12 protein-coding genes are annotated in these 14326 nt (G+C 58.7%); 4 read left to right on the forward strand and 8 right to left on the reverse strand.

All coding sequences use genetic code 11. The features are described 5' to 3' along the window. The first annotated feature begins 27 nt into the window (after positions 1-27). A complete protein-coding gene (locus ACFFSY_RS10045) occupies positions 28-2091 on the forward strand; it encodes a serine hydrolase domain-containing protein (protein WP_377493354.1) in 2064 nt (687 codons plus the stop codon). Positions 2092-2206: 115 nt separating this feature from the next. Here the strand turns inward: ACFFSY_RS10045 and ACFFSY_RS10050 are convergent, their stop codons facing one another. Both ACFFSY_RS10050 and ACFFSY_RS10055 read right to left on the reverse strand, forming a co-directional pair. Further along, positions 2207-2581 carry a YmaF family protein gene (locus tag ACFFSY_RS10050; RefSeq protein ID WP_377493356.1) on the reverse strand — a complete coding sequence of 125 codons (375 nt, stop codon included), beginning with the start codon at positions 2579-2581 and terminating at the stop codon, positions 2207-2209. 204 nt (positions 2582-2785) lie between these two features. Continuing rightward, a complete protein-coding gene (locus ACFFSY_RS10055; protein WP_377493358.1) occupies positions 2786-3682 on the reverse strand; it encodes a LysR family transcriptional regulator in 897 nt (298 codons plus the stop codon). 136 nt (positions 3683-3818) lie between these two features. Here ACFFSY_RS10055 and ACFFSY_RS10060 point away from each other — a divergent pair, with 136 nt between their 5' ends. Together ACFFSY_RS10060 and ACFFSY_RS10065 are read left to right on the forward strand one after the other, a co-directional pair. Further along, positions 3819-5204 carry an MFS transporter gene (locus ACFFSY_RS10060; RefSeq protein WP_377493360.1) on the forward strand — a complete coding sequence of 462 codons (1386 nt, stop codon included), beginning with the start codon at positions 3819-3821 and terminating at the stop codon, positions 5202-5204. A 38-nt stretch (positions 5205-5242) separates the two neighbouring features. Beyond that, positions 5243-6160, forward strand: coding sequence for an NADP-dependent oxidoreductase (locus ACFFSY_RS10065; RefSeq protein ID WP_377493362.1), 918 nt, complete (start codon positions 5243-5245; stop codon positions 6158-6160). Positions 6161-6237: 77 nt separating this feature from the next. Here the strand turns inward: ACFFSY_RS10065 and ACFFSY_RS10070 are convergent, their stop codons facing one another. From ACFFSY_RS10070 to ACFFSY_RS10080, 3 genes are all read right to left on the reverse strand, one after another. Then, a complete protein-coding gene (locus ACFFSY_RS10070) occupies positions 6238-6789 on the reverse strand; it encodes a flavodoxin family protein (RefSeq protein ID WP_377493364.1) in 552 nt (183 codons plus the stop codon). 242 nt (positions 6790-7031) lie between these two features. Next, positions 7032-7673 (reverse strand): DUF2306 domain-containing protein, encoded by a 642-nt coding sequence (locus tag ACFFSY_RS10075; protein WP_377493696.1) that lies wholly within the window; start codon positions 7671-7673, stop codon positions 7032-7034. Between the two features lie 15 nt (positions 7674-7688). After that, positions 7689-8720, reverse strand: coding sequence for a DJ-1/PfpI family protein (locus ACFFSY_RS10080; RefSeq protein WP_377493366.1), 1032 nt, complete (start codon positions 8718-8720; stop codon positions 7689-7691). A 195-nt stretch (positions 8721-8915) separates the two neighbouring features. Here ACFFSY_RS10080 and ACFFSY_RS10085 point away from each other — a divergent pair, with 195 nt between their 5' ends. Next, positions 8916-9608 carry a response regulator transcription factor gene (locus tag ACFFSY_RS10085; protein WP_377493368.1) on the forward strand — a complete coding sequence of 231 codons (693 nt, stop codon included), beginning with the start codon at positions 8916-8918 and terminating at the stop codon, positions 9606-9608. A gap of 156 nt (positions 9609-9764) precedes the next feature. On the opposite strand, the gene ACFFSY_RS10090 is transcribed toward ACFFSY_RS10085, so the two are convergent. The 3 genes from ACFFSY_RS10090 to ACFFSY_RS10100 form a co-directional block, all read right to left on the reverse strand. Continuing rightward, the gene (locus ACFFSY_RS10090; RefSeq protein WP_377493370.1) at positions 9765-10466 is read right to left on the reverse strand and encodes a YczE/YyaS/YitT family protein; all 702 of its coding nucleotides are present in this window, start codon (positions 10464-10466) and stop codon (positions 9765-9767) included. Between the two features lie 160 nt (positions 10467-10626). Beyond that, complete coding sequence (locus ACFFSY_RS10095) at positions 10627-12360, reverse strand: amidohydrolase family protein (protein ID WP_377493372.1); 1734 nt, start codon at positions 12358-12360, stop codon at positions 10627-10629. Positions 12361-12827: 467 nt separating this feature from the next. Next, on the reverse strand, positions 12828-13805 hold the full coding sequence (locus tag ACFFSY_RS10100) for a LacI family DNA-binding transcriptional regulator (protein WP_377493374.1): 978 nt from the start codon (positions 13803-13805) through the stop codon (positions 12828-12830). Between the last annotated feature and the right edge of the window lie 521 nt (positions 13806-14326).

Here is a 14326-nt window from a genome sequence, read left to right on the forward strand (position 1 = left end):
TCCCATATTTGATCGGAGGATTCATTCATGTCTACGTTTCGCCGCCATCATGCCGTTCGTCTGCTAACCGCCGCCCTTATCGTTACGTTATCCTTGGAAGCCGGGGCGCTTGCCGCCACCGCCGCTCCGGCCTCCGTGCCTTTGACCGCTGCCGCCGGCTCCACTGCGACCATGCCCGCGAGCCTCGGCCCCAAGGACGCCAAGGAAGTCGAGGCGTTCCTCGACTCCTTCTTCGCTCAAGCGAGCGTGAAAGCGAAGGCCAATGGCGCTGCCGTTAGCATCGTCAAGGACGGCAAGGTGCTCGCCAGCAGAGGCTACGGCGTGGCCGACAAGGCATCCGGCGCCAAGGTCGACCCGGAGAAGACCGTCTTCCGGATCGCGTCGGTATCCAAAGTATTCACGGCGACCGCTGTCATGCAGCTAGTCGAGCAAGGCAAGATCTCGCTGCAGGATAATATCGAGAAGTACCTCGGCGGCTATAAAGTCGTCAATCCGTTCGGCAAGCCGGTCACGATCGAGATGCTGCTCACGCATACGACCGGCTTCGAGGTGCGCGAGCCGAACGCGGACAACATCCTGAGCGACCCGGCGCAGAAGCCCCGGACGCTCGAAGAACAGATCAAGCTCGTCTTCCCGCCCGTCGTCCGCGAGCCCGGCACATCCTACATGTACGACAATTTCGCTTCAAGCCTCCAAGGGTACATCGTCGAGAAGGCGAGCGGCGAGCCGTTCGAGTCGTATATGGAGCGGCATATCTTCAAACCGCTCGGCATGACTTCCACAAGCTTCATCCAGCCGAAGGAGCTCGAGGAGCGCCTAGCCTCCGCATATGACGCCGAGGGGAAGCTCATTCCGCTCTACTACTTGTCCCCTAGAGCGGTCCCGGAAGGCAGCATGCTGTCGACCGCGGCGGACATGAGCCGGTTCATGAACGCCTTCCTGACCGGCGGCAAAGCGCCGGACGGCACCGTCATTCTGACCCCGGCCTCCCTCCAAGCGATGTCCGTCTACCGCAGCTCGATTCATAAGCAGGTGCCCGATACGACTTATGGGTTCGAAGCGCCGTTCGTACCCGGAGGCACAAACGGTCAGCATGTCATCACCAAGAGTGGGGACTTGGACGGCTACAGCTCGCTCGTCTGGCTGCTGCCGGATCAGAAGACCGGCGTGTTCGTTACGTATAACGCCAACGGCGACGGCATCCGCGACGAATTGTACAAGGCGTTCATGGACCACTATTACAGCGGCAAGAAGGATGTCTACGGCGAAGCCGGGTTCAAACCGCAAGCAGCCGCGGAGCTAAGCAAGTTCGAAGGCATCTACGTAGACTTGCGAGTCGGCGTGCTGCTGACGCATGTCAAGGTTGCGGGCGACGGCACGCTGGCGGTGAAAGACGCGATCGGCGGCAAGCAGACGCTGAAGCAGGTCGGCGATTCGCTCTTCGTCGACGAGAAAGGCGTGCCGATGGCGTTCAAGCTGGCTGCCGATGGACAGGTGTCGTATGCCAAATACAACAATCCCACCAGCTACATGGCGAAGCTGCCGACACCGGCAGGTTACGCGGACGTCCCGGCGGACCATCCGTATGCGGAGCCGATCCTCGCCTTGCAGACGTTGGGACAATGGGACGAAAGCAGCGCGTTCAACCCGACCGCGTCCGTCAGCCGCGCGGAGTTCGTCCATGCGGTCATGAAACGGTTCGCCCTGAAGCCATCCGCCAATCCTTCCGCCTTCGCCGACACCGCCGGCAGTCCTTACGTGGCCGAAATCCAAGGCGCCGCCGAGCTCGGCCTGGTGACCGGCAACAACAAGAAGCAATTCGAACCGAACCGACCGATTAAGCGCGAAGAAGCCGCCGTCATCGTCAGCCGCCTGCTCGAGCTCACGGGCTACAAGGAGCCGGGCGATCCTGCGATCAAGCTCGCGCCGGACACCGGGAAGTGGGCGGTCGACGCCATCAGACGGACGATCCAGCTGGGCTTGCACGGTCCCGAAGTCACGCAGCAGAACGGCATCTATCAGTTCCACGCCAAGCGGGCGCTCAATCGCCAAGAGCTTGCGGCGATTCTCTATTCGCTTCTGCTCGCTTAGACCACAGAGCCTATGAACGATGAAAGAAAGACGCTTCCTTTGCAGCCTGCTGCGGACGGGAAGCGTCTTTTTCACGTTAGATTATGAAAATGCGCACGACACTTGCAGACCGTGTTTATGGTACAAGCGGCGAGTTGATCAACGTGGCAAAATTGAACCGATGCACGTGACCGTCGCTCAACGTCGTCTGTCCGGTTACGAAATGCACATGCTTGCCGTTGCCCACCGAAATCGCAGGCCCGGTTCTTATTTTTTTCAAATTATGAAAGTGGTTGAGAAAGTCGGTATGCGTAAGATCGATTTCATGAACATGGCTGTTGCCGACCTTGATCGCTTGGCCCGTTACGCCGGCAAACCGATGGTTGTGCCGGTCCTCGCCTTCCTCCGCCAATTGCGTGCTTCCTTCGAACTCATGGACATGACGCTGCGGTTTCGGCTTCGCGGTGCTTTTCCCCGATTTCCGCAGCGCCCCGTGTTTTTTGATGGCCATATGCATGCCTCCTTTGGATATCGCGATACACCAATATCTTATTAGAGCAAGCATAGGAGAGTTCTAGACCCGTATCTTAGCCGCTTCCTGTTATTTTCGGCGCTGGCGCAAGCCGAACTAACCTGACCGTCATCGTCTATGCATTCATACTGATGGGACGCCCAAAAGGAGCTCTCCCTCAGGGAAAGCTCCGAATCATCGAGATCACCGGCTTGCGCTCGCGACTGCCGCCGCATCATTGGCGAAATACGCCACGACGAAGTCTCTGAATTCGCGCGCCGCCCTCGACAAGTAACGCTTATTGTTCCATACGAAACGGAAGTGCCGCTGACACGCCGGCGATTCGATGGCCAGCAGATTCAGCCGCGACTGCGCGCCGCCGCAATTGCCGACCAGCGCCACGCCGAGTCCCGCGGCGACGAGCTTGGCGATGGATGCCGCCTCGTCGACCCGGCAGACGAAGTTCGGCGCGAATCCCGCCTCGCGGAAGAACGCGTCGTTCATCTGCTGGAACTGAAACCCTTCCTTGTACCCGATGAACGGCTCGCCTTCCGCCTCGCTCAGGCTTACGCTCTTCCGGCCGGCCAGCCGGTGCCCTGGAGGCACCGCCAGATACACGTCCTCGCGAAGCACGGATACCGCGCTGAGATTCGTTCGCTCCATCGGCATCGGGGTAAAGCAAAGATCGGCCTCGCCGGCCTCCATCAGCTGAGCCATCTCGCACATCGCCCCCTGAGTAATCCGGAAGTTCACGCGGGGATGGAGCGCGACGAAGGCATTAAGCGGGTCCGACAGCCGGTCCAGCGTCGAAGTCGCCAGATGAATGCTGCCATGTTCCAGGCCCGCCAAGTCCGACACTTCCTTCTGCCCCTCTTCCAGCAGAAGGAGCGCGGCATCCACCTTCGCCAAGAAAGCTTTGCCGAAGGCGTTGAGCCGAATCTGTCTGCCTTCCCGGTCGAAGAGCGGCACGCCCACGTCCTTCTCGAGGCGGGCGATCGTCTTGCTGAGCGCGGGCTGCGCGATCCGCAGATCCTCCGCCGCTCTCGTCATATGTTCCAGCTTCGCCACCGTGCGAAAATAATGCAGCTGCAGCAGCTCCATGTCCATCCTCCTTATATACTCAACGGAATGAATGATATGAAGTAAGATGTATTTTTCATTATCGATTATCGTCGATACAATCAGGTTATGCAAGCGGGACGCGAACTTCTCGCTTAGCAGAAAGGAAGATGAAGCCGTGACACAGGAAGCACGCACGCAGAGCAAAGCAACGCAGCAGGGAGAACGCTTGCTGCGCGTACTCGCCTTCACGCTCGTAATCTCCGTCATGAGCGCGACCATGTTCAATATCGTCCTGCCCGACATCCGCGCGGAATTCGGACTCACGCTAGCTCAGGTCAGTTGGGTATCGTCGGCCTTCCTGCTCATTTACGCGGTGGGAACCGTCATCTATGGGAAACTGGCCGATATTTACCCGCTCAAAAACTTGCTGACGTTCGGCCTTCTCTTCTTCGCGTTCGGATCGATCGTCGGCCTGGCCGCCCAGGCGTATTGGATGGTGCTGCTCGGACGGATTCTGCAAGCGGCCGGCGCTGCCGTCATTCCCGCTACGGCCGGCCTCATCCCGGTCCGGTATTTCCCGCCGGAGCGTAGAGGGCGGGCAATCGGCATCGCGATGACCGGCCTTGCGATCGGCGGCGCGATCGGTCCGGTCGCGGCTTCCTTGCTGGCGAGCGCAGTCCATTGGCGGTGGCTGTTCTGCATGCCGCTTCTGACCTTGCTCACCTTGCCCTACTACCGCCGCTATCTGGATGACGCACGCGGACGCGCCGCCGCGATGGATTGGCTGGGCGCCGGTCTGATGGCCAGCACCGCGGCGCTGCTCCTCCTGGCCATCACGAATTCGGCATGGCTCCCGGCGGCCGCAAGTCTCGTCTCGTTCGTCCTGTTCATCGTCCGGATTCGCTCGGCGAACAGCCCCTTCATCCGTCCGGAGCTGTTCCGCCACAAGAGCTATACCCTGGTGCTGGCGATCGCCGCCCTCACGTCCGGCATCGGCTACTCGCTCGCGTTCTTAAGTCCTCAGCTTCTCGCCGACGTCCATCATCTGGATCCGGGCCTCGTCGGCGCAGCCATGTTCCCGGCAGCGGCGGCGACTGCCCTGCTCGGGCGCAAGGCGGGCAAACTAGCGGATGCCAAAGGAAACTCCGCGCTGTTCTACGCCGCCTCTTCGCTGCTGCTCGCCTGCTTCCTGCTGCTGTCCGTGTTCGCCGCCCGCTCGCCCGTCTATGTGGCCATCTTCCTGATCCTCGGCAATGTCGGGCAATCGTTCCTGATGATCGCGATGTCCAATACGATATCCAGGACGCTTCCGAAGGAGCAGACCGGCGTAGGGATGGGGCTGCTCTCCATGCTGAACTTTATTTCCGGCGCCGTGGCCGCGAGCGCGTACGGCACGGCCGTCGACCAAGGCGCAAGCTTCGCCTGGAACGGCATTCCTGCGGACCCTGCTGCGGACGTATTCCGCAATATTTATTTGATACTCGCCGTGCTGCACCTATTGATTCTAGCCTTCTACAATAGACAATTCGGCAGAGCCGAGCGCAACCGCAAGACGGCATAACGGGCGCATCTTATTCCATAACCAAGGAGGACGATTCTATGAAAGCAGCAGCATTCGCGACGTTCGGAGGTCCGGACGTCATCCGGCTAATCGAGGCGCCGGAGCCTCAGGCAGGTCCGGGTCAAGTCCGGGTACGGGTGAAGGCGGCCGGCGTGCAGCATTACGACTGCGCGGTGCGCGGCGGCTGGACGCCGGCCTACGGGCTGACGGTCCGGCTGCCGCAAATTCCAGGCAACGAATTCGCCGGCATCGTCGATCAAGTCGGCGAAGGCGTCACGGCCTTCGCCGTCGGCAGCGAGGTGCTCGGCTTCAATCTGTTGAACAGCTACGCCGAATATGTCGTCGTCCACCCAGACCAAATCGTGCATAAACCGGCGGCCATGACATGGGAGGAGGCCGGCGGGCTGACCGGCAATGGCCAAGGGGCGCACATCGCCTTGAAGGCGATCGGCATCGAGCCCGGCGATACCGTACTCATCAACGGCGCGGCCGGATCGCTCGGCTCGTTCGCCGTGCAGCTTGCGAAGGAATGGGGCGCCAAGACCGTCATCGGCACGGCCAGCCTGCGCAACCACGACTATGTGCGGTCGCTTGGCGCCGTTCCGCTCACGTACGAGGAAGGACTCGCAGCGCGCATCCGGGCGATCGCGCCGGACGGCGTTCAAGCCGCCTTCGATACAGCCGGGGGCGAAGGACTGCAAGCGGCGGTAGAGCTGGTCTTGGACCGGAATCGCGTCTGCACCTTCTTCGCCTACGACCGGATCGAAGAGCTCGGCCTTCGCATCGTCCGGGGCGAACGTTCGGCGGCACGCTTGGCGGAGCTCGCCGATCTATACGCCCAAGGCAAGCTGCATATCGAGATCCGGGAGGTATTCCCGCTGGACCGCTCCGCGGACGCGCACCGGTTGATCGAGACCCGCCACGGCCGCGGCAAAATCGTACTGAAGATCGACTGAACGTTACCTATGCCAGTCTCTACACCACCATTCAAAAACGGCGCCGCAGGCATTCATGCCCGCGGCGCTGCTCTTCGTCAGCTTCGTTGTTCCTTCAATTGGTCATTCAGCAAAACCGCCTTGCGTATTGCTTCGCGGTCCCGCATAATATCGCCCGGCCGATTGCCCTCTCCGAGGATATATCCGCCGTACGTCGTGCCGAAGAAGCCGAAAATATGCTGGAACTGCAGCACAAGCGGCAGTCCTTTCAACAGGGGCTGGTCGCCGCCTACGGCGATCACATAGCCGGTCTTCGCCTTCATTTGCTCCCGGAATTGCGGACGCTCCGCATCCCGCAGCGTCTGGGACCAGCGGTCGACGAAATTCTTCATCGGGCCCGACATGCCATACCAATAGATCGGCGTTGCGAACAGCAGAATGTCATGCTTCAGCACGCGGTCGATGATAGCGTTATAGTCATCGCCCCGATCCTGAAAGCCTTCTTCGCTGTGCCGGTGATCCTCGATAGATCGAATCTCGTAATCCTTCAAATAAATGCGTTCCGCCTCCAAGCCCGCCAGAGCTTGCTCGGCTAACTGCTCCGTATTGCCATTGGCGCGCGTTCCCCCGTAAATTACGGCGATACTCATTGGCTTGCACTCCTTATTGAACTTGTCTCAAGTCTGCCATCCGTCCGGCTGCTTGCGTTGCGATTGGTCGTGATTCGGCTCTAATTATATAATGGCTGCTCTTAATCGCAAAGCCCAACACGCCGATGACCGCCATCGACAAATCCGATCGAATGCGATTGAATGCTCGTGAGCCCGTCAAGCGATCGGCCTTTTGCCGGCCAGCCTGTTGGCGTTCGGCAACCTATATGTCATGGACGAGGTTAGGTCGCCGGTCCCGACTCCCCCCGCGGCAGCCGGATGAGCAGCTCCGGCACCGCCAGCACCAGCACGATCGCGCCGTATACCCCGATTACATAGCTGGCGACGTAATCCATCCCGATCATGTCATGAAGCAGGAACGCGAGCAGATGGATCAGCATGTTCGTGAAACAAAACGCATAGCTGCGCGTCATCCACTGCCGGTGCCGGGCCACCCGCTTCTTGAAGATGTAGACGAGCGCCGTCGTCGTCGCGATCAGCCACAGGATATTGAGCAGATTAAAGCCCATGCCGCTAATTTTCCCGCCCGTAGCATATGGAGCCATGTAGCCCGAGGTGAGCACGACGACGAGCACGGATGACGCATAGACGTAGCCATTCACGCGGTGAAACTTCCGGTGCTGCCTATGGCTGCGAGCCGAGAAGTTGATCAACCCCGATGCCATGGCGGCGCACGCGAACCCGACGTGCACGTACATGACCTTTAGCCAAATCCGCGGCTTCAGCTCGCGTTTCAGATCCGTTTTGTACCCGAGGAACGTCTCCGCCCCGGGATCGAGCACGTAATTGTTCAGCAGCGCGTACAGCATATAGACGAGAATGACCCAGGCGATCAGCAAGTAGTAGGTTTCACGTCGCTCCAACCGCTCCGGCATATCCTATACCCGCCATCCCGTCAATTTGGACGCGGGAAGCAAGCCCGCCTTTGCCGTGCCGGTCATCTGATCGCCGTCCACGTTCGCCTCGAACGTCAAGTTGAGCCGCATCGGCTTCGTAATGCGCTGCGACCATCGCAGCGTCCTGCCGTCCAGCGCCGGATCGATGAATTCGCTCCGCTCATCGCCCTGCGTCGCCGTACCGCGCACAAGACCAGCCGCTGTCTCGATGTGGAACAGGACGGCCATCTTCCCAACCGGCGTCGCGATCGACACTTCCCACTTTCCGTCAAAGGCCGATCCCTCGCCGCGGTCTTGCGTCCTGGCGGCGGGTTCACTCTCATGGACCGGAACGGCGCCTGCCTGGGGCGTGTCGACTTCCTCCGCGCTAGATCGCGGCGCCATGCCGCTGCTCTTCCACGCCGTGCCCCGGCGTTCGAACTCGAACAGCCGCTCTACCGCATGGGCGACGCGCGGTCCCAGCTCACGTTCGACCAAATAGACCGCGACGTCCAGTCCCGAGGTGACCCCGCCGCCGCTGACGAAGTTGCCGTCATCGACGACACGGGCTTGGATCGGCCGCGCCCCCGTTGCTCCCAGCACCTCCATGCCCATATAATGCGTGACAGCCGGCCGCCCTTCCAACAGGCCGCCCATCGCCAGCAGCAGCGATCCGCCGCAGACAGTCGCCACGATCATGTCCGGCTGGTCGAGCGCTTGCGCAAGCTTTCCGGTCAGTTCCGTCCCCGCGATGCGCGCCAGAATGGTCGGAATGGCGTCCGGACCATCCCCTTCCGGCTCGCCCGCTGCGCCGGGGACAAGAATGATGCCCGCCCGTGCGGGATCAAGCTTGCCGCTGGCCTCCAATTTCGTGCCGCCCACGCCGCTTGTTACCGCTCGCGCGCCTTCCGCCGTGACGAATTCCGCCTGAACCGCGCCGTTCGTAATCATGCCCGCCGCGTTAAATACTTCATAGGGTGCAATGGCATCCAGCAGATCGAAGCCATCGAACAACACGATTTGTACGTTCATCATATCCGCTTCCTCCTTATCATCGCTTGCCTCGGGAAGTAGAATAGCAGGGCAACGTCACGAACAACGCGCCGAAAAGGTCACAAAACAATCAACAAACGATCACGATTCGCGCGAAGGCCGCTCAATCGCGCCGCTGGGATGGTACACTAGGAGAGACATGCAGCAACGAATACGGAACGTAAAGGCGGAATGTGCATGAACGAACGGCCTTTGGTGCTCATCGTAGACGATGACCCGAGCATCGTTGATATATTGAAGGATTTCCTGGAGTACGACCAGTATCGGGTCGTAACGGCGAACGATGCCCAAGAGGCGTGGCACGTGTTCCGGAACAACGAAGTACAGTGCATCATTCTGGACATTATGATGCCGGGGCAGAACGGCTTCGACTTCTGCCGGCGCATCCGCGAGACGAGCAGCGTCCCGATTCTGTTCCTGAGCGCCCGGAGCGACGATGTGGACAAAATCCGCGGCCTGACGCTCGGCGGCGACGATTATATCGTGAAGACCGCTTCTCCCGGCGAAATCGTCGCCCGCGTAAAGGCGGTGCTCCGGCGAGCAGCTTCGCAGCAAACCGCGCACGCGCCCAGGTCGCTCGACTACGGCTTCCTGAAGCTCGATTTGACCTCGCGCGAAGTGTACGCCGGCGGTACGATCGTCTCGCTTACGCCGAAAGAGTACGACCTCCTGCGCTTGTTCGCCGAACATCCGAGACAAGTGTTCTCCTACGATCAGCTGCTCGAGAAATTCTGGGACGGCGTCGGGGACAAGCATACGATCCGCGTCCATATGGGCCGGCTGAGGGAGAAGATCGAGCCCGATCCGGAACATCCGCGTTATCTCGCCAACGTATGGGGGGTTGGCTACCGTTTCGAGGCGGTGCCATGAAGAAGCTTCGCAACCGGGCAAAGACTAAACGCAAATAAACCGAGGGTACCGGATATGCCCCTCGGTTTATTTATTCCGGCGTTTATGCCGCGCTGCGGTCAACGGGGAACTCACCCCGAATCAATCTGTCCCCTCCTTCGCGACGGCAGCTCTGCTCTATCCTTTCACGACCGTCGACCCGCCGTTTGCCGTTCTCGCTTTCGCTTTTCTCCATAGATACGAATACAGCTTGATATACTGCCCGACCAGAATCGCGTTGATGATCGTGCCTTCGCGGATGAACTTGACTTCGCCTAGCCATAGCAGCCCGACACAGGCCGAGATGACGAGCAGCGTGCAGTCGAACACCGTCTTCACGTTGCCCCATTTCTTCTGTATGCGCTTGACGACCGTGTTCACGAACAAGTCGACCGGAATCAGCACCAGATTCGCCTGGATCATGAGGAACAACCCGAACGCGAGCGCCGCGTCCGCGAAGGCGAGCAGCGCCACTTTGGCCGCGTAGGCCTCCAGGTGAATGAAGCTCGTCAGCTCCAGATTCAGATCGAGAAACATACTCAGCGCCAAGGCCGGAATCAGGCCGGCTATGTAGGTGATCTTGAAGTTCTTCGGCATGACGAAATAGGATAAACACAGCATGATGAGCTCCAATAAGAACGAGAAGGTGCCCTGCGAGATATCCGGGAAAATGACGGTCATCGTCCGCGTCAAGCTGCTTTGCGGCGAGATGCCGATGCCGGCCCTGATCGCCAAACTGATGCCCAGCGTCAAAATATAAATGCCCGCCAAATATACGATCCATCGCTTCACGACGCTGTCGCTGCTATTCATCTCGGTGATACCTGTATGGTTTTGCATAGTTCATCCCTCTTTCACGTCAATAGTTTGTCTGTTGAAACACAGGCAAAGCAGGGAATGATGCGCTGCAGCGTTCACCGAGAACCCCCCAGTTCCACGGTAGCGAGCTGTTGCTTGCAAAAACGAAAAGCGTTGCCCGGCGAAGAACGGCGCCGGTCCGCTATTGCATGAAGCGGAAGCGGTGGAGCGAGATGAATAAGCTGAGCAGTTTGTTCACGACGGGTTCGCCCTCATTGCGGTTGCCCAACTGCTCCAAAGCGGCGTCGATCGCGGCGGCGCTGGACGTCAGCTCATCCACGGTCATATTCGTCATCATGCCATAGATTTCGATCGGCATCACGCTTTTGTGCATGTGATCCTCCGTGACGATGCAGGCGCCGGAATATTTGTCGACCTCTTGGACGCAATAATGCATTTCCTCGCTCTCTTGCCCGACGACGACGAAATACGGGATCGGAGCCGGGAACGACGTCGCGACCGCGCCGCGCTCCACGTACACGCCTTTGAACAGGCCGTTCACGACATGACGCTTGCCGTCCGCATAACGACGGATGACGGATAGACGGCTATATCGTTCGCCCTCGTATTCCGGCACCACTTTGCCGTCCTTAAGCGGCACCCACACCTCTTGGTAGAACTTCGCATGACCGCGGCCGTAGACGTCGAACAGGTACACTTTGGCCTGCGTGCCGTCCTCGGACACTTCCAGCGGCACCAGGTCCAGCTGTGCGGGCTTCAGATCGTCCGCGCCCGGCACCCCCGGCGTGCACATCTCGGAATAGTCGATGTCCGCATTCTTCAGCAGCTTCCGGTCTTTGGCGATCAGCTCGCCGTCCTTGAATACATAGCGCGGGTTGATCGCGGAGAGGCTGTCGGTCAGCACGATGTCCGCGAACCGTCCCGGCGTCAGGGAGCCGATGCGATCGTCCATGTTATAGGACTTGGCGGTGTTGTAGGTCGCCATCTTGATCGCCTTGATCGGACTAATGCCCATCTCCGCGCAGAGCGAGATGATCCAGTCCATATGCCCCATCTTCTGCAGCCGCTCGATCGAGATGTTGTCCGTGCACAGCATGAAGTTCTCCGTCGGGAACTTGCGATCCACGATGGAACGAAGGAGCGTCTTGATCACCTCGCTGCTGCCGACGCCGAATTTGATCTGGGTCGGGAAGCCGTAACGGATGCTCTTGGCGATATCGTCGCCGTTCCAAACGTCGTGGTTGTTGGACACCCCGATCGCCGGCAAGTAGTTCAGCACCATGTCGGGCAGCGCGGTCAAACCCCAGTGACCGTTCATGAAGCCGCCCTTCGCCCGCACCCAGGCAGCCTTGCGGAAATCGTCCTCGTCCCCTGCGCTGTACGTGAAATGCTCGAACTCTCCTAGCCCGATAACCGGCTCCATCTCGAGCACTTCCTTGGTGACCCAAGCGGCTGTCTTCTTGCCCGGCGCGAACGCATAGAGCCGATAGGGCAGCTTGTCATAATCGCGGAACAAGTGCCGCGCCGCCCGCACGCCGTCATCCCCGGCTGCGCTGAGCAGATCCAGACATTCGGCGAAAATCGTCGTCGTGCCGCACGGCACCATCGCTTCGGCCAGCGCCGTCGGGTGGGCCAGCTGCGATTCGAAGTGCAAATGCGCATCGATCAATCCGGGAATCGCATACAGCCCCTGCCCGTCGAACACCTCCTTCACTTGAATCGCGGACTCGTCCGGATTCAGCGCGACGATCCGCTTGTCGTAGACGAGAAGCGATCCGTGGTAGACCGTCTCGCCATGCACGTCGAGAATATTCACGTTACGGAGGAGAAGGTCCGCTGCCCGGGCTCCGGTCAATACCTCGAAAATGGCGCGGACGTTGTCGAGCTGCTGCTGCTGAGTTTCGGCTTGTTTCATGGTGCGTTCTTCCTTTCGCGGAGGATTGTATATAAGCGGAGGCGAGCAAGACTCGGCTCCGGGCTTATCGGGAATTTGAAGTCGTAATTTGTTAAACGTTTAACAAACGGAAGCGAGAGCGGTATATAGTTGTCAGTTCGTTGAGTGTTCGTCATTCGTTTGTCATTCTATCGTTCTGTGTTCGTTATTCGTTCGTTCTGCGTTACTTGAGCATTCCTTAAGCTGGTTTATTGTCAGCAGACATTTGTTAAACGTTTAACAAATGAAGATGCGTGCACTAAATTTAGTAACGGTGGACATCTATGATCCGTGCGACCGCTGATAGTGGGTTGGGCACCACTATCGCGCTCCTTGCTGCCGAGGCGACCGCGAATAGTGGGCTGGGTACCACTACTGCGCTCCTTGCCGCCCGCTATCATACGCGCCCCTCGTCAATATTCCCGGCCAGCCCGCTATCTCGCCACCCATTAGACGGAGCTGCGCTCCACGAGGAACGGTTCAAGGACGGTCACCGCCTCGAATGGCTGCTTGCGGATTTGGCTCAAAATGATTTCGGCGCTGCGAACGCCCAATTCCCGATTCTGCAAGTCGACGCAGGTCAGCTCCGGCGTTGAGATTTGCGAGATGAGTGAATTGCCCAGGCTCAGCACCGCCATGTCGTCCGGTATACGAATATTCGCCTGCGCCATCGCTTTGGCCAAATAGACCGCGCTCAATTCATTGAGCACAAATACGCCGTCAATCCGGTGCTCCACAAGAGCGGGGATGATCGATTGCGAGTAGTCCACGCCTTCCTCGATGGCCACCAGCAAAGGCTCCCGATCTTCCTCGATTCCTTGGCGATAGCCTTCCACGAACAGATCGAGCAGCCGATCAGGCAGCCGCTTGTGCACGAGCGCGATCCGGCTGTTCCCTTTGGAAGCCAAATACGCCGTCCCGAGCTTGCTTGCTTGAACGAGATCGGGATACAGCAGCGGGAATCCGTCGAAGGGCATATACCGGTTCGCGTACACGACCGGAATCTCCCACCCGACCACCGTACGGATCGATTCCTTGAACGATTCATCCGAGAACAGGCCGATAAATATAATGCCGGCGATCATATTCTCGCGCATGAGCTGCAAAATTTCGTCCTCGTCCAAATGGAGCTGATCCACCTCGTAGATGAACAAGTTGTACTGGTGCTTGCCCAGCGTCTGGCTGATGCCTGAGGTAATCTCCGAATAATACAGGTTGTTGATCTTCGGCACGATGACTGCGACGTTGAACGTCTCTTTGCGCTTCAGCGCCTTGGCCACCACGTTGGGCACGTAGCCCAGCTCCTTGATCGCGGCCTGGATGCGCGCTTCCGTCTCCTTCTTGACCGCCAGATCGAAGCTTAAATATTTCGAAACGGTGGCAACGCTTACATTTGCGTGTTTCGCGATATCCTTTAACGTGGTCATGAAAGCCTCCTGCCAGCGATGCGATGAAACGCGGAACGTCATCACCACATTTTGTTAAACGTTTAACTTTTCGTAAAAAATATAGCATGCCGCCTTGGAAGTTGCAAGAACATTTCGGATCCCTTCAGCACCGTGTCGGCGTCGGCTTCCCGTGCGGCAGCGACGATAATCAGGAACGATCGGAATCGCGATGATGAATTATATCTCTTAAATAGTAGTATCTCTTAAAATCAAAATCTTCTAGGCGTGGTCCTTTTGTCTTAAATCCCTTGCCGGATAAGGGGTTCCGATTAATCCGGAGCTATTTTTCCAGTCTTCGCGGTCATGATCGGTCATTTTTTCAGACGAGTTGAACATCCGGTTAAGGAAATAGAAAAAGGCCCCTCTGATGAACCACGCCGCGCTGCCTCGTTTGATTAGCCTTCGTTATCCACCGATTTGATCCCCAATTCACATGGTTGGTCTGAAATAATAACCATCTACAGCATGATTGGGCTTCAGGAGGATGAATTAGTCTAGAT

It is taken from the genome of Paenibacillus aurantiacus, from assembly GCF_042431225.1.
In the GTDB taxonomy this organism is placed as follows: domain Bacteria; phylum Bacillota; class Bacilli; order Paenibacillales; family Paenibacillaceae; genus Paenibacillus_Z; species Paenibacillus_Z aurantiacus.